1 rRNA gene is annotated in these 515 nt (G+C 46.8%); it reads right to left on the bottom strand.

Features of this window, described 5'->3' with window-relative positions:
- Window positions 1–410: 410 nt before the first annotated feature.
- Window positions 411–515 (bottom strand): 5S ribosomal RNA (rrf, locus tag O9X84_RS19580); the annotation flags it as partial.

Genomic DNA, 515 nt, shown 5'->3' with positions numbered 1-515 from the left:
CGGTTCCAAGCTAACACCGAGACGAAGCCCGTGTTATCGTTCCACTATCTTGGGCTCAGGGCTATCGCGTGCCGGGTACGGTTTACCATGCGACAATGGAAAGCTGCACTCACGTGGTACAGCTCCTAGGTGGATGAGGCCTGGGCTGGAAGCACATGAAATTAAATTCGTGGGGATCCCTCAGGTTCTGACCCTACTTTATTCTGAAGACGACAATTTATTGGGTTCTGACCCTGTTTATTTCGTTAGATTCGATGTGATGAATGTAATTGGAAGATAAATGCGGATCTGACCCAATTTATGTTTTTTAGGTTGGATGTAATTAAGGATTAATGTTGATCTGACCCCCATTTATTTTTTTTGGGGCAGAAAACAAAAAACCCGCCGGTAGGCGGGTTTTTCTTAATGGGACCTGGCAGTGTCCTACTCTCACATGGGGAAACCCCACACTACCATCGGCGCTAATACGTTTCACTTCTGAGTTCGAAATGGAGTCAGGTGGTGCCGTATCGCTA

The sequence above is a fragment of the Alteromonas sp. BMJM2 genome (genome assembly GCF_027257845.1).
Taxonomy (GTDB): Bacteria; Pseudomonadota; Gammaproteobacteria; order Enterobacterales; family Alteromonadaceae; genus Alteromonas.
Note: the sequence above shows the minus strand (reverse complement) of the source record. Positions and strands in the feature narration are given on the sequence as shown.